We start from the raw sequence: 23,785 nt of genomic DNA, 5'->3' as shown, positions 1-23,785 counted from the left end.
ATATAACTCTACTTATTAGTGTCGTTTAACGCATAACTCCATTGGCCATTAAATGACTGGTAAGCATTTACTTTGGCAAGCAGTGAAGTGATTGTTGTTTCAACAGCATTTTCTTGTGCTATTAAAACATCCTGGCGCGCATCTAACAACTCAAGATAAGGAATTTGACCTTCTTCGTACATTGCTTGTGCTTGTAAAAATGCTTTATTAGCAAAGTCATAGCGTTCGTCAGCAAAGCGTTTTTGCTGTGCTTGATTGACCAATAATTGCAATGAAAGTTCACTTTCACTTAGTGCAGTTAATACTACTTGTTGATAATCGCTGTAAGCGGCTTCACTTAAAAACTGCTGCGCGTCGCGCTGTGCTAATAATGCTGGGTAGCTTAATAACGACCATTGCAACTGCGGCGCTACTTGCCACTGTTGGTCGGTATTTTTTAAGCCTGTGCTATCTATACTCACAACCCCTGCAAATGCAGATAAGCTAATATCTGGTAATAACGCTTTGCTAGCTGCAACACTTAAACTATTTGCTTGGCTAAAATCAAACAATGCACGGCTAATATCTGGACGTAAGGCAATGGCATTATTAGCGTTTTTTAGTGCTACGCTAAAGTCACGTTCAAGCACACCTTGCTCGTTTTCAATAGCAATATTTTGCGCTAACTTACCGCTTAGTACTGCAAGGGCAGATAAATCGCTGTATTTTGCATACTCAATGGCAGGCATTAGTGCTTGTTGCTGCCTAAGCTGCGCCATAGTACGGTTTAAATCAAGCTCGTTTGCGACGCCTTCGTCAACACGGGCTTGAAGAACGTCAATACTTTGCTCAAGCGCTTCAATTTGAAGCGTAACAATGTGTTGTTTTTCAACATTGCCTTGATAACTTACAAAGCCTTTAACGACTGACGAAACAACTTCAATTTGCAGTAAACGTACTTGCTCTGCTTGGCTCATGGCTGATGCATTTGCAGCATCAACCAACGCCGTTATACGACCAAATAAATCTAGCTGCCAATCAAGTGCAACGTTTGCACTTGATTGACGGTCATAAACGCTTGGTGCATCGCTTCGAGCTGCGCCAACATTTACGCCACCTTGCGGAAGGTACTGGGCTTTTTGCTCTCCTAGTCGCGCTAATGCACTTTTAAGTGTTAGCTGGCTTGTTTGCAAATTATAGTTATTTGCAAGCGCACCGGTAACAAGCTCATTTAGTTGATCAGAATTAAGCTTTTTCCACCAGTTTGTTTCATCAGCAACGCTAACGTTACTAGCAATATTAGCTTTGGCAACAAATTCGTTAACGGCTTTTTGCTCGCTCATGGTGTCTATTTTACTCGCACACCCGGCTAAAAACGCAGCGACTAATACTGCACTGGCGGTCAGACTTGTTTTAAGTCTTTTTTGCATTAATTTAGTCATGAGTATTCTCCTGCGCTTTCTCTTTTTTGTTAGTCACTAACATATAAAATACCGGCGTAAACAATAGGCCAAACACGGTTACACCTATCATCCCTGAGAATACTGCGTTACCCATTGCGTGTCGCATTTCGGCGCCTGCACCGGTGGCAAGTACTAACGGTACAACACCTGCTGTAAATGCAATTGAGGTCATTAATATTGGGCGCAAGCGCATACGACATGCCTCAAGTATTGCCTCTAAGTGCGATAAGCCTGAGTCGTGTCTATCTTTTGCAAACTCAACCATCAATATTGCATTTTTAGAAGCCAACGCGACCAGTACTATTAACGCTATTTGGGTGAATATGTTGTTGTCTGAGCCAACAAACCACACACCTAACAAGGCTGAGAAAATAGTCATTGGTACTATTAATATAATTGCCAGTGGTAAACGTAAGCTCTCGTACTGCGCTGCAAGTACCATAAATACAAGTAATACAACTAACGGGAATACATAAACCATGGTGTTACCGGCAAGTACTTGTTGGTACGTTACTTCAGTCCACTCATATTCAATACCTGTTGGTAGTGTGTCTGCGAGTACTTTTTCAATAGCAATTTGTGCTTGATCAGAACTATAACCTGGCGCTGGGCTGCCATTTAGTTCTGCACTTGGGTAACCGTTGTAATGCATAACACGGTCAGGACCAATTGTTGGTGTTACTGTTAGTACAGATCCCAGTGGCACCATATTACCTGAGCGGTTACGTACTTTTAAATTAAGTATTTGATCAGAGTCTAAGCGATAGTCAGCATCAGCCTGTGCATTTACTTGGTACGTACGGCCAAACATATTAAAGTCATTTACGTACACAGAGCCTAAGTAAATTTGCAGTGCGTTAAATACTTCATCAAGTGGAATACCTTGAATAAGCGCTTGCTCACGGTCAATATCAATATCCATTTGTGGAACTTGGATACGGAAACTTGAGTACAGGCCCATTAATGCAGGGTCTTGTTGCGCCTTACCGATTACGGCTTGCAGACTATTAAATAGTGCTTCAAATCCTTTATTAGCTCGGTCTTCAATTTGCAGTTTAAAACCGCCGGTAGTGCCTAAACCTTGAATTGGCGGCGGCGGGAATACCGCTACAAACGCCTCATCAATGACGGCAAAACGTTTATTCAACTGCGCCGCTATCGCCATCGCTGATTGGCTTGGGTCGGTACGTTTATCAAAGCTCTCAAGTGGTGTAAATACAATGCCGCTGTTAGGGCTATTCGTAAAACCGTTCACTGATAAGCCAGGAAAAGCAACAGTATGTGCAACGCCTGGTACTTCTAATGCAATTTGCTGCATTTGAGCAAGTACATCTTCAGTACGATCAAGGCTTGATGCGTCAGGTAACTGCGCAATAGCCACTAAATACTGTTTATCTTGCTGTGGAATAAAGCCACCTGGTACGGTATCAAATAACTTAATTGTGCCACCAACAAGTGCAATGTAAGCCACCATTACAACAACGGTCATACGAATTAGTTTTTGTACCAGTTTTTCGTAACCTTTAGCACCACGATTAAATACGCGGTTAAATGGTTTAAATAACCAACGACCAAACAATTTATTAAGTAAACGCGTGAACGCATCTGGTTTTGCATCATGCGATTTTAATAACAATGCAGCAAGTGCAGGCGATAACGTTAATGAGTTAAATGCTGAGATAATAGTCGAAATTGTAATTGTAAGTGCAAATTGCTTATAAAATTGACCTGATAAACCGGTAATAAACGCAGTAGGAATAAATACAGCACTTAGTACTAGCGCAATGGCAATAATAGGGCCTGTTACTTCGCTCATTGCAACGCGGGTTGCTTCAAGCGGCGATAAGCCTTTTTCAATATTACGCTCTACGTTTTCAACAACTACAATCGCATCATCTACAACAATACCTATGGCTAATACTAAACCAAACAACGACAGGGTATTAATTGAGACACCTAACCACTGCATTACGGCAAACGTACCAATAAGTGAAATAGGCACGGCAATTAATGGAATAATTGATGCACGCCACGTTTGTAAAAATACAATAACAACAATAACTACCAGCACAATTGCTTCAAGCAAAGTGGCAATTACCGCGTCAATTGAGCCGCGAACAAATACCGTAGGATCGTACACAATGTCGTATTCAACACCGGTAGGAAAATCTTTAGATAAGCGCGCCATTGTTTCACGTACTTGATCGGAAAGCTCAATAGCGTTTGAACCTGGGCGTTGGAATATTGGCATTGCAAGTGCTGGTTGGTTATCAAGCTCTGCACGCAGTGCGTAAGTGTCTTGACCTAAATCAACACGGGCTATATCAGATAAACGCGTTAACTGACCTTCGTCGCCTACTTTAATAATAACTTGTTCAAATTCTTCAATACTGTTTAAACGACCTTTAACGTTTAACAATATTTGAAATTGACTGTCGTTTGAAATAGGTTGCGCGCCTAAGCTACCTGCTGCAACTTGCTGGTTTTGCGAGCGAAGTGCTGTTACTACATCTGTTGCTGTTAATTCGCGTGCAGCAAGTGCATCTGGGTTTAGCCATACTCGCATTGAGTATTTGCCAGCACCAAACATGCGGATATCACCTACGCCTGGCAAGCGCGCAATTTCATCTTTAATATTTAAATCAGCATAGTTAGATAAGTAAGCTGTGTCGTGCGTTTTTTCAGGTGAGTATAAATGCACTACCATGGTTAAATCTGGTGATGACTTTTCAGCCACAACACCTAAACGTTGTACTTCTTCTGGCAAACGCGGAAGTGCACTGTTTACACGGTTTTGTACTTGTACTTGAGCACGATCTAAATCGGTACCTAACGCAAAGGTTACCGTTAGTGTCATGCGGCCATCACTGGTACCTTGCGAAAACATATATAGCATGTTTTCAGTACCGTTAATTTCTTGCTCCAGCGGTGTTGCTACTGTTTGCGCAATAACGGTAGGGTTAGCACCTGGGTAGTTGGCGGTAACAACAACAGTTGGAGGAACTACTTCTGGGTATTCACTTACTGGTAATTGGAATAGTGATATACCACCAGCAATTAAAATAACCAATGACAGCATGGCCGCAAATATTGGACGCTGTATAAAGAAATGCGAAAATTTCATCAATAAACCTTATTGCTTAGCCACAAGTTGTGCGTTGTCATTTAACAATGTAAATGCCACACCACTTGTATCAATTGTTACTGTTTGCGGGGAGATTGGCATACCAGGGCCTACGCGAGCTGGGCCATTTACAGCAATAACATCACCTTCGTTAAGGCCCGATGTAACCGCACGTAATGCACCGTAACGCTCACCAGTAGTGATAAGTTTGTATTCAAGTACGTTGTTTTCGCCAACCGTTAATACAAAACGATTTTTTAAGTCGGTACCAATTGCACGTTCTGGGATAATAATCGCGTCGCTAATAGAGTTGGCTGCAAGCTTAATACGTGCAAACGAGCCTGCGCGTAATTGGTTGCTGTCTTCATTAAATACCGCACGTACGCGTAATGTACCTGTTGATGAATTAATTTGGTTATCAATAAAGTTAATGTAACCTTTGTATGCAAAATCGCTTTGACCCACTTTTTGCATTACAACAGTTTGGTGGCTCGCAGCAGTAACATCATTAAAAGAGCTATTCCATGTGCGTTCATCAACATCAAAATAAGCGTACATAGCTTGGTTTGAAACAATTGACGTTAATACGCTTTGACCCGCAAGTATGTTATTACCTTTGGTAATATTTGCGCGAGAAATAATGCCATCAATTGGTGATACTACTGACGTAAACTCTAAATCAAGCTCTGCTGAAGTAAGTTGTGCTTGCAGTGCAGAAAGCTGTGCTTCGCGTTGGCGTAGTGTTGAAGTACGCGCTTGTGCTTGCTCAGTTGAGATTGCCTTGCGGTCTAATAAGCGTACCGCACGTTTGTCTTCACTTTTAGCTTGCTCTAAGGCAGCTTCTGCACTGTTGATTTGCGCTTTTAAGCTAGCAACCACAGCAGCAAATGGACGAGCATCTAATTGAAATAAAACATCCCCTTCTTTAACCACATCGCCTTCTTTAAATTCAATGCTATCGATGATTCCCGATACACGCGGCATTAAAGCAACTTCTTGTGGAGACTCTAAACGAGTTGTATATGTGTGCCAGCTTTGTACCGGCTTAACAAGCACCTGTGCTACATCAATTGGTTGAAGTTGCTGTGCAGGTGCTGATTGAGCTGTGCTCTCATCAGCACAACCCGCAAGTGTTAAAGATGCCGCAGTAAGTGCAGCAGCAATTAGATGTTTGTTCATGAAGACGCTCCATTGTTGATTAGCCTCGCATAATACGGATTAAACCCGTGTGTAAAAACCATAGATTTTTAAATTCATTAATGCCAAAATGGCATCAATAGATTAGTTAAGGTGTAATAATGGATACAACAAGTCGACTTTTAATGTTACTTGAAGTGGTTGAGCAAGGCTCTTTTGCTAAAGCTGCAGAAATACGCAACATAGATCGCTCTGTTATATCTAAACAAATTAGCCGTTTAGAGGATGAGTTAGGCGTTAGGTTACTTAACCGAACCACGCGTTCATTTTCGCTCACAGCGGCGGGTGCCGAAATGATCAAAAAAGCCGCTGAGCTTAGAGAGCTGCTCGGCGAAACCGTACGCATGGCTGAAAACTACCATTTAGAACCGCGTGGCGTATTAAAAATCACTTCATCAACACTTATTGGTCGTCGTTATTTACAACCTGTACTTAATGATTTTCAAAAACGCTTTCCTCAAGTAGAAGTTGAACTGCGTTTAGACGATAGATTAGTAGATATAGTCTCTGAAGGATTTGATTTGGCTTTTCGTGTAGGTGAGCCTAAAGATTCATCACTTATTGCACGTAAAATAGCGCGTAACCGATTATTAATTTTAGCTGCGCCACAGTTTATTGAAACTTATGGTATGCCAAAAACAATGGAAGAGTTAGCGCAATTACCAGCAGCAAGCTATGCCAGTAATTCTATTCGAGTAGAAGCTATAGATTACTACGATAGTAAAGGTGAACGCTGCGAGCAAAAAATAAAAAGTGTGTTTCGTGCAAACGATGCAGAGTCATTGTTAATGAAAACATTATCGGGAACAACTTACTTTGTTGCCCCTGCATTTATTATTGGTGATGAAATAATACAAGGTAAGCTAGTGCCTTTATTGACCGATGTAAAACTGATGGAGTTTAGTGCGATGTATGCCGTATATCCGCATCGAGATTTACCAGTAAGGACCCGGTTGTTTTTTGATGCTGTGCGCGAGCATTTAGGAAAAGACAAACCGATTTGGGAAAATGGGATCCCCAATTTTGAGCAAATGTACTAAGTGACCCTACTTAAGCAACTACCGCCTCACGGTCGTGTTCTTGTTTAAACTTACAATACACTTTATTGCGGCCAAACTGTTTTGCTTTGTATAACTGCTTATCCGCTTGGTTTACAAAGCTTTTCAATGAATTAGTACTTTTAAATTTTGCGACACCAATACTAGTTGTAACATTGATTGCAAGGCCGTCAATGTCAAATGTGGTATTTTCAAAACGTGCTCTTATTTGTTCAGCGGTACTAAGTGCAGCCTCATCATTTTCAAAAGAGCTAAATAAAGCAAACTCTTCTCCGCCTACTCTAAATACATACCCTCTACCAAGCACAACTCTTAGTAAAGTGGCCACTTCGATAAGTACTTGGTCACCGACACCATGGCCATGCTCATCATTTATCTGCTTAAAAAAGTCTAAATCGAGTAAAAACAAATATAACTGTGACTTATCTTGTAGTTCTACTTCAAAGTAGTGGTTCATTGAAAGGCGATTACCTGCACCCGTTAATGGGTCAAGTAACGCTAAATTTTTAAGTCGCCTTGAAAAGTGTGAACGACTTCCTTCAAAAACATGAGAAATCGCCCAAATACTAAAATAAGCACAGAGTAGATTAAGGGATAAGTTAAAAGTTTCAAAGGGGGCAAGTGTAGACTTACTCCCTAAAATAAACACTTGGATAACTAATAAATTTGCAGAGAAAATTACACCATATTGTTTACCTAATAACAGGTAGTACAAAATAGGTAATGCAAATGACCATACAAACACACCATTACGAGGCGATGCTAAGGATGTACCTAAAATAACAATTAACGTTATAAGTACACACATTATTAAGGATTGCCAAAACTGTAGTGGACGGCGTATAAGTGAAATATAAGTAAATATACAATAAATAGAAAAACAGATTTCGATGTAGCCAAGCAATGGAAAGTTATTTACGGTTAAATTAAATCCCGCAAATCCTACCGATAAAAAACCAAAACAAAGACACATCCCTCTCAGAACGTCCTTTCTTAATGATTTAGTGCTATTAAGAGCCGCGATATCCATTCTAATCACTTAATAAAAATAAAAAGTAAGTTTAACGTGAAAATACAATTTAACAAGCCTTGTTGATATAAAACCATGTAGATACAACCAGTTATTTACATTTTAGGGATAATGTAGTGTGTTTTAGAAACACGTTTGATGCTTTAATATCACTAAGTGGCTTTAACAACTAGCCACCTAACATGGATAAATTAGTAGTAATACCTGTATTACCTTGGTGTAAAAGGTGAGTTGGCTTTTTGGTTTTAATATAACGAGATAACAATGCCATTAATTCGCTGTTTGAACTGTCGTTCATATATTCTCTTAGCGAAATACCCTCTTCAGAAAACAAACACAAGTGCAGATTCCCTTTTGCTGTAACCCTTAGTCGGTTACAGGTACTACAAAAGTCGTTGCTGTAAGGCATGATCAAACCAATTCTGCCTTGATAATCAGGATGAGCAAACTCTTGAGCAGGACCTGCTGATGCACTACGCGCAACTTGCTGCCAACCCGTTTGTAATAACTGAGTTTTTAAAACTTGCCCAGAAACATGGTTAGCATCAAAAAAGGCTTTGTTGTCGTTTGTTTGCATCAATTCTATAAAGCGGATGGTAACGGGACGGTGTTTAACCCAATTTAAAAATGTATCAAACTCTTTTGCGTTGTATTGCTTCATCAGCACGCTGTTTATTTTTACCGAATCAATACCCGTTTCAAGCGCAGTATCAATACCTTTCATTACTGAGGTAAATTTGTCATGCCCAGTAATGGTGTTAAACATGCGTGAATCTAAGCTATCAATGCTTACATTAATGGCGTTTAAGCCTGCATCTACCCAGTCATGAATATTCTTATGAAGAGAAAAACCATTGGTAGTCATTGCAATTTTTTTTATGCCCGCGACATCTTTTGCCGCGCGAACAACATCTATAAAATCTTTTCTAAGCGTTGGCTCTCCGCCAGTGATCCTTACTTTTTCGATACCATGGTGTGCAAACGCTTTAAGCGTGTTGCTAATTTCATCAATTGTGAGAAAACCACGGTCTGGCCCGCCCTGATAACCATCTGGTAAACAATAAACACACTTAAAATTACATACATCAGTAATAGACAAACGTAAGTAACTAAACTCTCGCCCTGTTGGGTCGATTAGCATAAATAAACCTTAACTAATATCAACAAGTAATAACAACCTAATACCAATTTGCAATAATACTTAATCATTTAATTAAGCAAATTGGTATAAACAACGCTACTTATTGATACATAAATAATAATTACATAAATATATTTAATAACTTAAAGGAGCAGCATAAAGCATACCCCTTTAGTTATTTTTGTTTTACGCTTCTAAGCCTTTTTTAAGTTCGCTTGGCTTCATTGGTAGGTCACGTAAACGCACGCCTACTGCATTAAACACAGCATTACCAATAGCAGGAGCAACCCCTATAACGCCAGGTTCGCCTAAACCAACTGGAAACTCATCGCTTTGTAAAAATTCAATGTCAATATCTGGCACATCTTGCATTCTTAGCGGTAAATAAGTATTAAAGTTAGTCGCTGATACCTGTCCATCTTTATACGTATTTGATTCATGCAATGCAAGGCTGCTGCCCCATAGTAACGACCCTTCAATTTGCGCCAGTGCGCCATCTGGGTGAACTATTAAGCCAGCATCTACAACAACATAAAGCTTTTTAAGCGTTATTTTACCACTATCACGGTTAACGTGAACATGCGCTGCGGTTGCAAGCCATGCTGGCATGGTACGCTCTTGCCCTGAACTTACAGAAAAACCAATGCCTTCGTCTTTCGCCAATTTTACAGAAGCTACTTTGTCAGACACCGTTTTAAGCACATTACGTAAGCGCAGTGCTCCGCCAACGCTCTCAGGTGCTTTACCCGCTTGCTTGCCTTTACCGTCTAACATTTCAATTCTAAATTGAACAGGATCTTTGCCTTGCTTATGGGCAATTTCATCAATAAACGACTCAAGACTCCATGCAATCCAACCTGGCCCTACTGAACGTAACCAACCTGGAGTGAAGGTGCTTTGTGCAACTTCGTTATTAATAGCGCGTGCACGGTGACTGCTCATGCTATACCAATGATCAGCGCCCGATGCCGAAAATGCATCAAATTTACCTTTACCATCAACACCCGGTGATAAAAACCCTGGTGCCATTGCTTTAGTAGGCCAACCTGCAGCAAATGCATGCTCTAAACCAGTAAAAGTACCATTTTTATCAAACGACGCTGTCATTTTTGCAGCAGATGCAGAACGAGACTGATCGAATAAACTATCGTCTGCTCGTGTAAATACCAGCTTTACTGGTTTACCTACTGCTTTTGCGGTTAGAGCTGCAGGTACAGTCCAGTCACCAAATAATCGACGACCAAAACCACCACCTAAATAATAAGGACGAATAATTACTTTGTTTTGTTCTATTTCGAGTGCTTTAGCAAGCGCTGGTAACGTAAGTGACTGCCACTGGTTACCTGTATGAATAATCCAATTTCCATCTTTAAATTCTGCAACCGCATTTAATGGCTCTAGCTGATAATGGCTCGCTGTCGCTGTGGTATACATTGATTCTAACGACTCACTAGCGTCTGCTTGGGTTTTCTTTATATCGCCTTGATCAACAAACAAAGTGCCCGAGTCGCGTTGCTCGCATAATCGCTTACCTTCTTTTTGAATATCAGCTTCAGATATATTTGCTGACTCACCCTTTTTGTAACTCACCTTTAAAGCATCTACTGCTTTAATGGCACTTGGGTAACTATCAGCTAATACAACAACCCAGCCTTGCACTGTGTTACTAGGGTCATTTAAAATTTCATAGCCTTTGTAACCTTTAATAGCTTTTGCTGCACTATCGTCAACGTTTGTTACTGTACTGCCATAGCGTGTTGGTGGAATAACTGGTCGCGCGTACAGCATGCCTTCAACTTCTACATCTATCCCGTATACTGCGGTGCCATTTGTTTTGGCTGGTATATCAAGCGCTTTAAAGTCTTGTTTAAGCCCAGTTAAATGACGTTTATTAGCAGGTTTTAGTGGAAGGTTTGCAACTTCATCACTGGTAAATGTACGATTAAACTCGCCTTTTTTAACTATATCTGCGTAACTAACCGATTTTTCGCCTGCAATAATATAGCCCTTTTCAGCACGACATTTATCTGCAGGTACGCCGAGCATTTTAGCTCCAGCTTCTATTAATGCAATTCGACCCGCAGCGCCGGCTTGAGATAATGGCTTAAAGCTTTGAAATACAGACCACGAACCACCCGTTACCATAAAGCCCCATTTTTCATGGGTATCTACGTAGGTAATTGATACTTTATCCCAATCACATTCAAGCTCATCAGCCACAATGCGCGCAAGAGCAGTACCAATATGTTGACCCATTTCAGCTTTTGCAATACTTACTTCTACGGCGCCGTCGGTGCTCATAGTCCACCAAATAGTGGGTGAAAAAGCTTGTTGCGCAATTGATTCTTTTGCACTGACCGAACCCGAAAATAACGCAGGGGCAAACGCCATGACTAAGCCTGCGCTAGCAGTGCCAATCATAAACGAGCGACGATTTAAATTAACGGTTTCGCTATTTTTTTGAAATAATTTTTTCATTATCGGCTCCAGTTAAGCGTCTTGTGCATTTGGATCAAATATATTTACTACACTTTGTGACTCATCTGCAGCGCGTTGAATAGCCGTTTTAATACGTTTATAAGCCATACAGCGACAATAGTTACCATTCATATGGCTTACTATTTCTTCATCTGAAGGACTTGGGTTAGCTGCTAGTAATGTAGCAGCTTGCATTATTTGCCCCGATTGACAGTAACCGCACTGTGGTACTTGCTCTTCAACCCATGCTTTTTGAAGTGGGTGTTCGTTATTAAGCCCTTCAATTGTGGTAATGTTTTTTCCTGCAATTGCGCCAATTGGTAAAACACATGAGCGAGTTGCTTGCCCATCTAAATGCACCGTACACGCACCACACATTGCAATACCGCAACCAAACTTCGTACCTTTTAATCCAATTTCATCACGAATAACCCATAACAATGGTGTATCTTCACTTGCGTGTGATTCAACCACCTTGCCATTAATTGTAAACGTCACCATAGCTTGCCCCTTGATTAAGCTTTATAACCTGCGTTTAAATTATTTAATTTAAACGCAGGTTATAACAGTTAAGATTGTTGTAACTACTAATCCATAACACATATAGTTACCGCATCAGCTACATTAACAGCTAAATACCATAACCACTGCACTAAAGCGTTAGCGCAGCTAAAACTTATTTTGCCCTACTACTATTTTTTCACTCATTTTTAGCTATAAAATTACTTAGCTGCTTTTGAGTATCTATGTCTAAACTCGCACTACGTAAACTAATTGTATTGACGACCTCACTGCTGGAGCGCAGTAATTGCTGTGCACCTCTATCTGAAGTTAAGCTTGCAAGCTGAGATAAATCAACCACTGGGAATATAGCGGGTACACCTAAACGCTCGCCATAGTTTGCGCACCAGCGCGATGGATTACGTGTAAAACCAGTAACTAGCTCACTTAAGTGCGCTACTTTTAGCTCAACCTGATCCGCGAGCATAAATAAAATCCCATCAAAGGACTTATTTTTAAACACTGTTTGAGAAGCTATCGCGATTGAATTACCTAAACCTTGGCTCCATTGCTTGTTCTCAATGAGCTCTATGTTTTTATAACCTGCCAGTGCTTGTGATACTTCTTTATGCCATGCCCCGGTAACTACATACACCGGCGTGTCATCAAGTGCTTGAAGTGTATTTACTGCATGCTCAATCATTGTTTTGCCAAACCCGATATCAGCCGTTAATTTACAGCCGTTAAAGCGAGATGATTGACCTGCGGCTAAAACAACTTTTGCAATTAGCACGCCTCTTGCCCCCAATGGCTTAGCGATTGGGCGTTTTTGTCACACAGCACTGCATGTATTTCACTGATCAGCGATAGTGCAATACTCTCTGGCGAGTCGCCGCCTAAATTTAAACCGACAGGCCCAAAAACAGGAGACTTTATTTGTGAAACACGCGTATTTGCGTGCTCTAAAACTTGTTCACGTCTGTGCTTAGGACCCAATAACCCTATGTATTTAAATGGAACATCTTTAAATTGAGCCAACGTACTGGCGTCAAGTTCAACGCTGTGAGCCATTAAAATAGCAGCATCTACTTTATTAGTTATGCAATATTCTTTTAACTCACTCGGTGTGGAGCGCAAAATAGCATCTGCATTTTTAAAATATTGCCTTTTTGCATTGGCAGCGCGTGTATCCCATACAGTTACACTCCAACCAAGTTGTTTGGCAAATGTATAAACCGGAACTGCATCGGCCCCACCACCCACTATTAATAAATGAGGCGGCGGATAAATAGAAGTTTGCAAGCACGTAGCGCCTTGTAATTCTACCAACTGCGCTTTGCGGTTCATTGATAAACCATGTAACTCATCATTTTGCGTAAATACACCACTGCCGGCTGGCAAAATGGGGCTTACTTGTTGAAGGTATCGCCCTGGTTTATTCTCATTAAGTGCTTTAGATACAAGTTCTAACTGTAAATAGTCATTAGCTTTGTGAATGGGCTGCAGTAAAATATGTACTATGCCCCCACAACCAATGCCAAGTTGAAATGTTAAATCGTCTTCATCGGTGGCATCATAACTAATGGTTTTACTGGTTAAAGTACTCATTACTTGTTTAGCGTGGCGCTGTATGTCAGCTTCTAAACAGCCTCCTGAAAGCATGCCCAAGCGCTCGCCTAGGCTCGAAATAAGCATCATAGCCCCTAGTTTTCTGTAGCTAGAGCCTTCAATTTTGTACAAAGTAGCTAAAACCCATTCTTGGTTGTCCCTATTGAGATACCAAGTGTTTAAGATACTTTTCAAATCTGTAACCATATATTGCCCTTTAAAAAGCATTTTTTGCGTTTAAAAAAAAACCAGCCTAAACAGCTAATTTAAAACTTAATAATTCACGCACAATTTAGTTTTCTATTATATCGTTTAAGGTCTCAATTAACTCATCAAATTGATCATTAACGCTTTGGCGTTGTTTATCATTTAGAGTTAGGTTTAATTCGTAGAGTAAATTTATATATAAATTTAAGTTTGCTTCATTGCTTTTCAATAGTGCGTCGCTCATATAAAGTTCGCGCTCTTCAATAACCGTACTTAACTGATTTATAAGTTCTTTTTTTGTAATTTCAGCATTTGTAAATACCTGTTTGGCTGCATTCAAACGGTTTTGCTTGTACTCTAACCACAGCGCTCCTGAGTCTTGATGTTGTTCATTAGTTGATTTAATCAGCGCTTTTTGTTGTTTATTAAGCTTGCCTATCCACTGCTCGTAGTATTCAAATTGCTCTTCTAAACGCTCACTTTTTCGCTCAAGCGGGGTTTGTTCGTTAAACTCTTCGCGTTCGTCGTTAATTTTTATTTGGATATTGTCTAAAAGCTCACCTCTTTGCTCACTTGATAGGGTTGCCCCAAGTTCAGCTAAAGGCAGTTTTGCGTACCCAAGTAGGTTCTGCCAATGTTGTTTTGCAAGCACAACCTGTGTTTTTAATTGTTTAGCCTCCAATGTTTGGTTAAACAATACCTTTATATTTTGTATGTCTTGTCTGTAGGCGGGTAACTGGGTAGTTCGGTGCCAATTTTGTGTTGTTGTAATTATGTTTTTTAGCTGTGTATTTTGCTTTTTATTTAAATCAACATAATCGTCAACCCAAAACGATGAAAGCCAACTCAAATTATTGTAAGTAAAAGATGCCGAACAACTACATAAAAACAACATACTTACAGCAAGGCATATCTGTTTTAGTTTTTTTGCTTTGAAATTATTAAGCATAACCTTCTCTATTATTTAGATTGTGGCAAAGCTCAAAACTCATTTGATAATAATTATCATTTAAGTGTTGACTTGCATTTAGATCTAACTGATAATCGTTCTCAAAAACGCAGTGTAACGACCTCAGTGCCTACGGAAGAATATTCAGCAAGGATGCTGACACATTAAAAGAAGAGCGTGCCGCTTCGTGTTATTACTTACTCGACCCAAGTAATAACATCAAATATCACATTTACTTGCTACATTGCTCATATTAGTGACGGTTAATATGACTCAAAAAAGCCCTAACGGGCTTTTTTTATTTCTTTAAATTTTCTATAAAATCTGTATCTTACACTTCTTAAACTCGTTTACTTACCTTAAAAGTCCACCGCGCTATTATTTACATTTTATACGCACGATCTGATAAGGTATCGCCTTGCGTTTGCGCTAAAGCTGGCGTAAAACATAACAGTAGACACCCTTTTTTGCATCTATTTATAATAACCGATTTAGTCTCTACTTAGATACATTGAGTATTAAACGTTTAAAATGCACAAATAGTGCAAAAATTTAATAATTTAGCATTTAACTAAAGTCTGTTTACCTTTCGGGATTAAAACTTGTTCTATTTAGGCGCTATTTAATCGCGGCAAGATATACTGGCCCTAAAACCTATCGTAACTATTACTAATTGGAGACATTAATATGTCACAGTTTAATTTGAAAGCACTCGTTCTTGCTGGCGTTTTACTTGCCAGCCCTTTCGCTCATGCAACATTAGAAGATGGCATAAGAGCAGCTAACGAAGGTGAATTTGCAGTCGCCCTAAAAGAATTTCAATACCTTGCCGATAAAGGTTTTGCGCCAGGAATTTACGAACTAGCTAAATTATACGAAGGTGGATACGGTGTAACACGCGATTACCGCAAAGCAGCTGCGCTTTATCAACAAGGCGTTAAAAAGAACCATCCGGATTCAATGTTTGCGTTAGCTGTTTTATACGACGAAGGTAAAGGCGTAAAGCTTGATCACCAAATGGCTGTTACCTTATTTGAAAAAGCAGCCAATAAAAACCTGCCTGCGGCTCAGTTTAATTTAGGTGTAATGTATTCCAATGGCGTGGGCGTTACGCGAGATTATGAAGCGGCACGCAACTGGTACGAAAAAGCAGCTGCAAACAATTACTCTTTAGCACAATTCAATTTAGCCCTCATGTATTTTGAAGGGCTAGGTATGCCAAAAGATTTAGAAAAGTCGTACATTTGGAATACTATCGCTGAGTACAACGGCAATATGCAAGCGAGTCATAGCCGCAAACTTGATGAGCGTAAAATGCTGCCTAAAGAAATTGAAGAAGCTAAAGAAAAAGCCGATGCCATTTATGCAAAAATACAAGTGGGTACCTATGCTGGCGAAGGTCGCTTATTTTAAAGTTTAAGACTATTAAGAGTTTAAGACCTTAACCTTAGTTTGAAACTAATCTAAAAAAGGCTGAATTACATAACGTAATTCAGCCTTTTTAATATATCTTGATTTAGCAGATTCAAAATCTATTCAACTTTACAAAATCAACACACTCTTATTTTATGTAAAGCCACTTTAGTAGCTTAATAAGAAGTTTGCTTTGTTTTAGCAGCATAACAATACGAGGATTAAACGAGCCCGATACTAACGTATTTTTAGCATGGCTAAACGTTAAAAACCCTTCTATGCCATGATAATGCCCCATTCCTGAATGCCCTACACCACCAAAAGGGGCATCGTCAGCAGTTACTTGCACTAACGTATCGTTTATTGCCACAGTGCCACTGATTGTTTGCTTCATAATGTATTCTTGAGCGTGCTTATCTTGCCCTAAAATATAAAGCGCTAACGGGTGGTGATGGGCTTTAATATAGTCAATTGCGCTGTCGAGCGTGTCATAACTCATTATTGGTAGTATTGGGCCAAATAGCTCATCTTGCATTAGCTGCATTTCGTCAGTTACTTGAGTCACTAAATGCAGCCCCATACGATGTTTTTGCTCATCTTGCTGGTTTTGCTCAAGTGGCTTAATAATGTTTGCGCCAAGCTCTTGTGCTTGCTCTAAGTAGGTTGCTAAACGTTTATAGTGTGCATCGCTAATAATAGAGGTTAAGTTTTTACCTTCAACACCGTCTTTAAAGTGCTTTTTATAAAGCTCGCATAATTGCTGAACCAGCTGATGCTCAAGCGCTTTGGGTACAAATACGTAGTCGGGAGCAACGCATATTTGCCCTGCGTTGGCCATTTTTCCAAACAGTATGGCTTGTGCCGCTTTTTTAATATCGGCATTTTGCGTAATAATAACTGGCGATTTACCACCGAGCTCAAGCGTTACTGGTGTTAAATTACGACTCGCTGACGCCATTACTAATTTACCTACGGCCGATGACCCCGTAAATAATAAATGAGCAAATGGCAGTGATGAAAACTGCGCGGCTACGTCGCTACCGCCTTGTATTATTTTGCAATGCGTTTGCATGTCGTCTTTAAATATTTTTTCGATAACGACGTTTGTGTGAGGTGTAAACTCGCTTAATTTAAGCATCACTCTATTACCGGCAGCTATGGCGGTAAGCACAGGTACTAACGCTAACTGAATCGGGTAATTCCACGGTGCAATAATACCAACCACACCTTTAGGTTGGTAATTAACACTTACTTTTGAAGGCCACAAACTTAAACCTACAGAGCGATTACTTGGCTTTGCCCATTTTGATAGCTTTTTGATAATGTGCGCGAGTGTTTGAACCGTAGGCAATATATCGCCAAGTAAAGTATCGAAAGCGGTTCTGTAACCAAAGTCTTTTGAAGCAGCATCCACTAGCTCTTGCTCAAGTTCAACAATACGTACACGGAGTTTTTTTAATAAAACGAGACGTTTATCAATTGGCAAGTAAGGTGTTTCGAGAAAGCTTTTTTGCAATTCATCAAATTGGGGAATTAAAGGCATTGCCTGTGATGTGTCGGTGCTCAAAATAGATTACTCAATTTTTAAAGTTACCGCAGACTATAACCTTGTTCTGTTTTTCGAGCAATAACACTAATTTGCTTGAAAGCGTAATATATAACTTGAGTTTTTAAGGGTAAATCTACCCTAAGCAACTCTTTTGAACACTAATGGTGTGAATTTAACTGAAATGATTGGATATAAAGAGTAGCTTTGCTTTAAGTTATAACTTTAAACAAAACTACTCTAATATAGGTTGGTTGGAACTAATTTAGTACAGTTTTAAAAGCCAAATACTTGGGCTGCAATCGTCATTGTTACAAGTGTTATTAAAACAATTGCGACAATATTTAGCACAAAGCCGGCTCTTATCATGTCGCGCATTTGAATTTGCCCTGAGCCAAACACAATCGCATTAGGTGGTGTTGCTACAGGCATCATAAATGCGCAACTACACGCAATAGCAGCAGGAATAACCCATACAAGGGGTGAACCTGTTATCGATTCAGCAACAGGACCTAATAACGGTAAGAAACCTGCAGCGGTTGCTGTATTGCTTGTAATTTCAGTTAAAAATGTAATTAAAGCAACCACAACAAGTACGCTCATAACAAGAGGAATCGCACTTGCGCCTTCAATCATGTGAGCAATAAACTCGGCAAGACCTGACGATTTAATTTGAGATGCAAGCGTAAGTCCGCCCCCAAACAATAGCAATACGCCCCAAGGTACTTGTGAGGCGTTTTGCCAATCAAGAATACGCTCATCACTGCCTTTATTAGCAGGCATTACAAACAGCAGTAATGCAGCAGCAATTGCAATTGTAGTATCTGAAATTTTAAGACCTGTTATATCACCCAATAAAGGTCTAAATATCCAGCAAAGTGCAGCAAGCACAAATACAAACAATACGCCTTTTTCTGCGCGTTGCATTATTCCAAGCTTTTTTAACTGTTCAGAAAATACCGCTTTGGTATCAATTTTTTGATCGTTTTTAACATTAGCATCTACTTTATACGCAAATTTGGTAAGCCAAACCCAACTAATAATAAGCATACTTAAAGACAGTGGTACGCCTACAATCATCCACTGAGCAAAGCCTATTTCAATTTGGTAACTGTCAGATAGGTATGCAGCCATTAATGCATTAGGCGGTGTACCAATTAAAGTAGCAATACCACCAATGCTTGCACCATAAGCAATTGATAGTAGCAATGCTTTGCCAAACCCTTCATTACTTGGGTCTGATTGCTTAACCAAATTGGTAATTGAAAGTGCAATAGGCAACATCATTACGGCTGTCGCAGTATTAGACATCCACATAGATAAAAATGCAGTAACAAGCATCATAGCTAAAATTTGTAAACTTGGTTTTTTACCCGCATATAACATGGTGCTTAATGCAATACGTTTATGTAAACCCCAACGCTCCATAGCAATTGAGATTAAAAATCCGCCTAAAAATAAAAAGATTAACGGGTGTGCATATGGCGCAGCCACACTTTTTATTGCTGCTATGTCAGCCAGTGGTGATATTACCAGTGGTAGCAATGCAGTTGCCGGAATTGGTACAACTTCACTTACCCACCACGATGCCATCCAAAACGCTAAACCTGCAGTTTTAAATGCCGCAACCGACATTCCTGTTGGCGGATCAAGTAAACATGTTAATAGCATTACTAAAGGGCCCAGTACTAAAAAAAGCCATTGAAAATGTCTGTTCTTATCTGGTTCTTGCGTCAATATATTATCTGTCATGGCTAGCCTCTAAAACTTGTATTTAAGACCAAGCGCAACACTGCTGTCGTCTTGTTCTTCTAAATTAAGATCGGTATATAAAAGATAAGCTGTAGTTTGCTTATCAAATACATAATCAAGGCCTGTGCTCCATTGCGTTGCCTCAGATGCTTGACGAAGAGTTGAGTCATCTTTAGCAAATTGAATTTTTGGCACCCACTTATCAAGTGTATAACTGGCACTTAATACGTAACCATTGCCCGACTTTGTGCCATCTACTGATTCTGAATGTTGGTATAACGCACCAAGTTGTAATTGTTCGAACTTATAAACACCGGCAATTCTGCTTGCAGTAATATTATTAAGTGAATCAACATGGCTTAACGATAAGTAATATGGCGTATTATTTAAATTACGATCACCATAAATAAGCGTAGCAGCAAAACCTGCTTCATTATCTTTATTATCGTCTTTAGGAGCGTAGGTAAATGAAAACTGCGTATTATGCCAATAGTTTGAGGTGTAAGTTATTGTGTCACCGAGGCGGTCTTGACCTGCAATAACCTGTGCCATATCGGCTTGAGTTTCGTTAAAGTTATCGAGTTTACCTTCAGAGTATTTAAAGCGAGTGTCGTTACGACCTACAACAACTTCACCAAAAGCACCTTTTAAACCTAAGTAAGTATTACGTGCAGTAAAAGGCTCTTGCGTATCATCTTCTTCAAAACCTTTAACTTGTACCTCATATTTAAAAACAGCACTTAAATATTCGTTAAGTTTATGATCGCCCTTAATACCAATACGCGAGTATGGCGCTTCAATTTGAGTACCCTCTTCGGCATAACGCATTATGCCCGTATCAGTACTGGCAATTTGTACTTCGGCTTTACCGTATACAGCGTACTCTGCAGCAAAAGATGTGTGTGAAAATGTAGCTAAGCAACCATAGGATAGAAATAAAATACAGGTGTGTGTAGTTTTTGTCATCGTGTGCCCTAATTATTAGAATCTACTTGTTGTAGCGCTAATAAGGCAACTTTACTGCCAAGTGTATAAAAGTAATCTATTTCAATAGCTTACTAAAACAAGTCGTTTAATTTAAATAAAAGCGTGTGAATTACCACACATAAGAAAGTGGGTCTTGTCACCAAACCCACACATTTAGTCAGTAAACATATCTCTATTAAGATTGTATTTACTCATTTTATCGTAAAGTGTTTTACGGGCAATTTGCAGTGTTTCCATGGTGTTTTTAATACTGCCGTGGTTTTGCTCAAGCGCGTACTCAATAAGTGACTGCTCATAAAAAGAGACTTTTTCAGATAAGCTTAAATCGGGAGATAAGCCACCTAATTGTTGTGTTTTAACTTCAGCAAAAGCAAGTTCGGCACCAAGTAATACAGCTCGCTCTGCTTGATTTCTTAGCTCTCTCACATTGCCCGGCCAGTCATAGGCAACTAACCGCTGTTGTATTTCGTAATTTACTGCCGCCGGCGGCTTATGATAGCGAGTTGCAGCAATAGAGCTAAAGTGTTTAAACAAAAGTAATATGTCAGCTTTTCGCTCTCGTAATGGCGGAATATTAACGTTAACCAAACTAAGTCTGTAGTATAAATCAGCTCTAAAATCACCCTTTTCAACTAACGCAAGTAAGTCTACTTTTGTAGCTGCAACAATTCTGATGTCTAAATCAATTGCTTTGTTATCGCCTACAGGTGTTACTTTTCGCTCTTCTAATACGCGTAATAACTTAACTTGCAGTGCCATTGGAGTGCTTTCTATTTCATCTAAAAAGACCGTACCACCTTGTGCATATTCAAACTTACCTTTTCGACTTTGAGTAGCCCCTGTATAGGCACCACTTGCTGCACCAAACAATTCGCTTTCTATTAACTGCTCTGGTACTGCGCCACAATTAATAGCAACAAAATTACAGCTAGAGCGATTACTCTGATCGTGTAGATACCGCGCTACAAGTTCTTTACCTGTGCCAGTTTCACCTTCAATCATTACATCGGTTGGGGTGTCTATAATTGTGTTTAATAAGTGCATCATGTGTTGCATTTTAGGTGTGTCACCTAGTATGCGTACACCTGGGGCTGAGGTTTTCTGTACAGCCACTTTTAATGCGCGGTTCTCCATAACAAGGCTTCGTTTGTCGCACGCTCGTGCTATGCAATCAAGAAGATGCTCGTTAACTGGTTTTTCAAATAAATCATACGCACCTAATTGCATCGCTTTAACTGCTATCGATACATCAGCGTAACCAGTTAAAAATATTACAGGGAGCTCACTATCAAAAGCCGTTACTTGCTCTAAAAGCGTTAAGCCATCCATGTTCGGCATATTTATATCGCTCAGCACAACTCCAGCAAAGCGCCTATTGAGTTTGCTAAGAGCGGTACTTGCGTCATTAAAGCACTCAACGGTGTATCCTTCGAGAGTGAGCAATTGCTTTAAAGAGTCTCTGATCATTGCTTCATCATCAATGACTATTATGTGATTACATGGGGAGCTATCAATCATCTTTATTTTCCTGCCTGTTAGAGAGGCTAATTATAAATTCAGCCCCGCCTTCAACTCGATTGTGCGCGCTCAAACAACCATTAAACGAATCTATTATTTGTTTTGATATAGATAAACCAAGGCCTAAACCTTTACTTGATTTAGTACTATAAAAAGGTTCAAACAAATTACCAAATGCATGTTGCTCAATACCAGAGCCAGTATCTAAAATCGACAGTTTTACTCGCTCTTCAAAACACTCCAGCTGAAAACTTAAGTTACGAATAATTGCACCATTCATAGCTTGGCTAGCATTAGTAATTAAATTAACCAGTACTTGTTCAAATTTAAGCGAATCGACCCACACAACGACTGTTTCATCAAACTGAGGTGGCTCTACTTGTACGTTATCTTGCTTTAACTGCGCGCTAGAAATCATTAATGCGTTATTAACAAGCCCTGCAAGAGGGTAAGGTCTGAGCTGCATTTTTGAAGGTTTACTAAAATGCTTTAACTGACCTACAATTTGGTGCACTCGATTAACTAATCCCTCAATCACTACTAAGCTTTCACCAAGTGCTGAAGTATTTCCTTTAGCTAATAAACGCTTTGCTGAAGCTAAATAAGTATTAATAGCACTGAGCGGCTGGTTTATTTCGTGGTTGATTCCTGCACTTAGCTGTCCTATTGTCGCAAGCTTTGCAGATTGAACTAAAGCCGTTTGTACTTTTTCCAAAGCCTGAGTGCGCTCAAGGACTTCAAGTTCAAGGCTATGTCTGGAGTACACCAGCTTTCTATAGCCCGCAAAACGAGTTAATAAAATATAACTAACAATAATAACTAAACTACAGATAATAAATACCCAAAATAAGCGAGGCAGTTGAGCTGAATTAACTTTTGTTATATCAACGAGTACGTTCATTGTGGCATTAAAATATCGTAAAGGTCTTTGCGACATTACGTAAAGTTTTTTGTCTATTTTTAAATGTTTAATACCTTCATTAGAAAATTGAAACTGCTTTATATACAAAGGCTGATGATCTAAATAAGCCCGACGAGATTTAATATCTCTGCGCATAGTTATATCAAGCTCAGTGAAGCTGTTTAATCGCCACGTTTGCATATCTGACATTGCAATTACCTCATCTGCAAGCTGCAAAAAAAAGTGACTACCCTTTGAAGTATTTAGAAGCTCTCTGTCATCCTCAAATTTACTTACATTCACTTTTAACACAACAACACCAATGGCTTTATTGTCGCGATATACTGCTTGTGAAAAGTAAATACCACGCTCTTTAGAGCGCATGCCTAATGCAAAGTACGCTACTTTTTCGCCTGCAAATGCACGTTTGAAATAAGGTCTAAACGCAAAGTTGCTACCTAAAAAAGTATAATCTGCTTGCCAATTACTACTGGCAATAACTTCGCCTTGAGTATTTAGAACAAAAATATCTGAGGAACCGCTAGCTTGTTGAATATCAGCAAGGTAGTTATTAATAGCGTTATAGTGCTGTGGCTGCGCATCTACAAAGTCTATCATTAACGAGTTATAGGTAAGTAACTGGGGAATAGCAGAAAAACGAGCAAGCTCAGTATCAATATAGTTATTTAATTGCGTAACTTGGCGCTCAGCCTGGTAGGTTGCTTGCTCAACATCATGAGAACGACCAAGCCAAAAAGTAACAACTAATATAAGTACGAGTAACACACAAACAGTAATGATTTTTTTAGAAAAAGAAAACATGAAGAACTCGCAAAAAATAGCCAAGAAAATTTTAGGGCGCTAGTGTAACGGCTAATCTCTAGCAGAGATATAAACTTTTTGTTAACAACAGTTTTAAAGTGTTTAAAAACA

Annotated in this window: 17 protein-coding genes; 2 read left to right on the top strand and 15 right to left on the bottom strand. The window is 39.5% G+C overall.

Features of this window, described 5'->3' with window-relative positions:
- Positions 1–8 precede the first annotated feature (8 nt).
- From GQR39_RS14295 to GQR39_RS14285, 3 genes are read right to left on the bottom strand one after another with little or no spacing between them, the layout of a single operon-like run.
- Positions 9–1,421, bottom strand: a complete 1,413-nt coding sequence (locus GQR39_RS14295; RefSeq protein ID WP_121955251.1) for a TolC family protein — start codon at positions 1,419–1,421, stop codon at positions 9–11.
- A complete protein-coding gene (locus GQR39_RS14290) occupies positions 1,414–4,566 on the bottom strand; it encodes a multidrug efflux RND transporter permease subunit (protein ID WP_165735935.1) in 3,153 nt (1,050 codons plus the stop codon). The genes GQR39_RS14295 and GQR39_RS14290 overlap by 8 nt, the downstream gene beginning before the upstream one ends.
- Positions 4,567–4,575: 9 nt before the next feature.
- Positions 4,576–5,745: an efflux RND transporter periplasmic adaptor subunit gene (locus GQR39_RS14285; RefSeq protein WP_010553924.1), complete on the bottom strand. Its 1,170-nt coding sequence runs from the start codon at positions 5,743–5,745 to the stop codon at positions 4,576–4,578.
- A gap of 119 nt (positions 5,746–5,864) precedes the next feature.
- Here GQR39_RS14285 and GQR39_RS14280 point away from each other — a divergent pair, with 119 nt between their 5' ends.
- Positions 5,865–6,803 (top strand): LysR family transcriptional regulator, encoded by a 939-nt coding sequence (locus tag GQR39_RS14280; RefSeq protein ID WP_076925596.1) that lies wholly within the window; start codon positions 5,865–5,867, stop codon positions 6,801–6,803.
- Between the two features lie 10 nt (positions 6,804–6,813).
- On the opposite strand, the gene GQR39_RS14275 is transcribed toward GQR39_RS14280, so the two are convergent.
- The 7 genes from GQR39_RS14275 to GQR39_RS14245 form a co-directional block, all read right to left on the bottom strand.
- Positions 6,814–7,851 (bottom strand): GGDEF domain-containing protein, encoded by a 1,038-nt coding sequence (locus tag GQR39_RS14275; RefSeq protein WP_165735934.1) that lies wholly within the window; start codon positions 7,849–7,851, stop codon positions 6,814–6,816.
- Positions 7,852–8,020: 169 nt separating this feature from the next.
- The gene (moaA, locus tag GQR39_RS14270) at positions 8,021–8,992 is read right to left on the bottom strand and encodes a GTP 3',8-cyclase MoaA (protein ID WP_024593165.1); all 972 of its coding nucleotides are present in this window, start codon (positions 8,990–8,992) and stop codon (positions 8,021–8,023) included.
- A gap of 186 nt (positions 8,993–9,178) precedes the next feature.
- The gene (locus tag GQR39_RS14265; protein ID WP_121955117.1) at positions 9,179–11,470 is read right to left on the bottom strand and encodes a molybdopterin cofactor-binding domain-containing protein; all 2,292 of its coding nucleotides are present in this window, start codon (positions 11,468–11,470) and stop codon (positions 9,179–9,181) included.
- 12 nt (positions 11,471–11,482) lie between these two features.
- The gene (locus tag GQR39_RS14260; protein ID WP_007582016.1) at positions 11,483–11,971 is read right to left on the bottom strand and encodes a (2Fe-2S)-binding protein; all 489 of its coding nucleotides are present in this window, start codon (positions 11,969–11,971) and stop codon (positions 11,483–11,485) included.
- Between the two features lie 199 nt (positions 11,972–12,170).
- Positions 12,171–12,764: a nucleotidyltransferase family protein gene (locus GQR39_RS14255; protein ID WP_121955118.1), complete on the bottom strand. Its 594-nt coding sequence runs from the start codon at positions 12,762–12,764 to the stop codon at positions 12,171–12,173.
- Positions 12,758–13,786 (bottom strand): XdhC/CoxI family protein, encoded by a 1,029-nt coding sequence (locus GQR39_RS14250; RefSeq protein ID WP_121955119.1) that lies wholly within the window; start codon positions 13,784–13,786, stop codon positions 12,758–12,760. The genes GQR39_RS14255 and GQR39_RS14250 overlap by 7 nt, the downstream gene beginning before the upstream one ends.
- Before the next feature lie 85 nt (positions 13,787–13,871).
- On the bottom strand, positions 13,872–14,735 hold the full coding sequence (locus GQR39_RS14245; protein WP_165735933.1) for a DUF6279 family lipoprotein: 864 nt from the start codon (positions 14,733–14,735) through the stop codon (positions 13,872–13,874).
- 687 nt (positions 14,736–15,422) lie between these two features.
- On the opposite strand from GQR39_RS14245, the gene GQR39_RS14240 reads away from it, so the two are divergent.
- Complete coding sequence (locus tag GQR39_RS14240) at positions 15,423–16,148, top strand: tetratricopeptide repeat protein (protein WP_007582012.1); 726 nt, start codon at positions 15,423–15,425, stop codon at positions 16,146–16,148.
- Between the two features lie 148 nt (positions 16,149–16,296).
- On the opposite strand, the gene GQR39_RS14235 is transcribed toward GQR39_RS14240, so the two are convergent.
- From GQR39_RS14235 to GQR39_RS14215, 5 genes are all read right to left on the bottom strand, one after another.
- On the bottom strand, positions 16,297–17,715 hold the full coding sequence (locus GQR39_RS14235; protein ID WP_197173725.1) for a coniferyl aldehyde dehydrogenase: 1,419 nt from the start codon (positions 17,713–17,715) through the stop codon (positions 16,297–16,299).
- A gap of 255 nt (positions 17,716–17,970) precedes the next feature.
- Positions 17,971–19,446, bottom strand: coding sequence for a DASS family sodium-coupled anion symporter (locus GQR39_RS14230; RefSeq protein WP_024591797.1), 1,476 nt, complete (start codon positions 19,444–19,446; stop codon positions 17,971–17,973).
- 9 nt (positions 19,447–19,455) lie between these two features.
- Entirely contained in the window at positions 19,456–20,412 is a 957-nt protein-coding gene (locus GQR39_RS14225) for a porin (protein ID WP_165722576.1), read from the bottom strand.
- A gap of 174 nt (positions 20,413–20,586) precedes the next feature.
- Positions 20,587–21,951, bottom strand: a complete 1,365-nt coding sequence (locus GQR39_RS14220) for a sigma-54 dependent transcriptional regulator (protein WP_165735932.1) — start codon at positions 21,949–21,951, stop codon at positions 20,587–20,589.
- Positions 21,944–23,674 (bottom strand): cache domain-containing protein, encoded by a 1,731-nt coding sequence (locus GQR39_RS14215; protein ID WP_165735931.1) that lies wholly within the window; start codon positions 23,672–23,674, stop codon positions 21,944–21,946. Before GQR39_RS14215 ends, GQR39_RS14220 begins: the two co-directional genes overlap by 8 nt.
- Positions 23,675–23,785: the final 111 nt, after the last annotated feature.

Origin of the sequence: Pseudoalteromonas sp. C8, from assembly GCF_011378685.1 — a bacterium.
GTDB lineage: Bacteria > Pseudomonadota > Gammaproteobacteria > Enterobacterales > Alteromonadaceae > Pseudoalteromonas > Pseudoalteromonas arctica.
The sequence above is the reverse complement of the archived record's forward strand: the minus strand, read 5'-3'. Positions and strand labels throughout refer to the sequence as shown.

What these genes read in the sequence shown, in the direction of transcription:
- GQR39_RS14250 (WP_121955119.1), bottom strand. Translation starts at nt 13,786, where the DNA reads ATGGTTACAGATTTGAAAAGTATCTTAAACACTTGGTATCTCAATAGG.
- GQR39_RS14240 (WP_007582012.1), top strand. Translation starts at nt 15,423, where the DNA reads ATGTCACAGTTTAATTTGAAAGCACTCGTTCTTGCTGGCGTTTTACTT.
- GQR39_RS14295 (WP_121955251.1), bottom strand. Translation starts at nt 1,421, where the DNA reads ATGACTAAATTAATGCAAAAAAGACTTAAAACAAGTCTGACCGCCAGT.
- moaA (WP_024593165.1), bottom strand. Translation starts at nt 8,992, where the DNA reads ATGCTAATCGACCCAACAGGGCGAGAGTTTAGTTACTTACGTTTGTCT.
- GQR39_RS14290 (WP_165735935.1), bottom strand. Translation starts at nt 4,566, where the DNA reads ATGAAATTTTCGCATTTCTTTATACAGCGTCCAATATTTGCGGCCATG.
- GQR39_RS14260 (WP_007582016.1), bottom strand. Translation starts at nt 11,971, where the DNA reads ATGGTGACGTTTACAATTAATGGCAAGGTGGTTGAATCACACGCAAGT.
- GQR39_RS14220 (WP_165735932.1), bottom strand. Translation starts at nt 21,951, where the DNA reads ATGATTGATAGCTCCCCATGTAATCACATAATAGTCATTGATGATGAA.
- GQR39_RS14275 (WP_165735934.1), bottom strand. Translation starts at nt 7,851, where the DNA reads ATGGATATCGCGGCTCTTAATAGCACTAAATCATTAAGAAAGGACGTT.
- GQR39_RS14265 (WP_121955117.1), bottom strand. Translation starts at nt 11,470, where the DNA reads ATGAAAAAATTATTTCAAAAAAATAGCGAAACCGTTAATTTAAATCGT.
- GQR39_RS14225 (WP_165722576.1), bottom strand. Translation starts at nt 20,412, where the DNA reads ATGACAAAAACTACACACACCTGTATTTTATTTCTATCCTATGGTTGC.
- GQR39_RS14280 (WP_076925596.1), top strand. Translation starts at nt 5,865, where the DNA reads ATGGATACAACAAGTCGACTTTTAATGTTACTTGAAGTGGTTGAGCAA.
- GQR39_RS14230 (WP_024591797.1), bottom strand. Translation starts at nt 19,446, where the DNA reads ATGACAGATAATATATTGACGCAAGAACCAGATAAGAACAGACATTTT.
- GQR39_RS14285 (WP_010553924.1), bottom strand. Translation starts at nt 5,745, where the DNA reads ATGAACAAACATCTAATTGCTGCTGCACTTACTGCGGCATCTTTAACA.
- GQR39_RS14215 (WP_165735931.1), bottom strand. Translation starts at nt 23,674, where the DNA reads ATGTTTTCTTTTTCTAAAAAAATCATTACTGTTTGTGTGTTACTCGTA.
- GQR39_RS14245 (WP_165735933.1), bottom strand. Translation starts at nt 14,735, where the DNA reads ATGCTTAATAATTTCAAAGCAAAAAAACTAAAACAGATATGCCTTGCT.